The organism is Pseudomonas sp. 2995-3, from assembly GCF_002742565.1.
Classification (GTDB): Bacteria; Pseudomonadota; Gammaproteobacteria; order Pseudomonadales; family Pseudomonadaceae; genus Aquipseudomonas; species Aquipseudomonas edaphica.
Map to the genome: position 1 here is coordinate 1 of NZ_LJSB01000296.1, position 283 is coordinate 283.

At 45.6% G+C, this 283-nt stretch carries 1 tRNA gene; it reads right to left on the reverse strand.

From position 1 onward, the window contains the following. Positions 1-127: 127 nt before the first annotated feature. Positions 128-203, reverse strand: a tRNA-Ala gene (locus tag AOA62_RS25815). Between the last annotated feature and the right edge of the window lie 80 nt (positions 204-283).

The following is a 283-nucleotide window of genomic DNA, read 5'->3' on the forward strand; positions in this document are numbered from 1 at the left end:
GAAAGTAACGTTCAGTCTATCTTTCTATCACATACCCAAATTTTTAAAGAACGATCTAATCAAAGACTAGAAATCAATATTCACTTCAGAATATTCATTTCTAAACTCTAGCAGCAGAAGCAGTTAATGGTGGAGCCAAACGGGATCGAACCGTTGACCTCCTGCGTGCAAGGCAGGCGCTCTCCCAGCTGAGCTATGGCCCCATAACAAAATTGGTGGGTCTGGGCAGATTCGAACTGCCGACCTCACCCTTATCAGGGGTGCGCTCTAACCAACTGAGCTA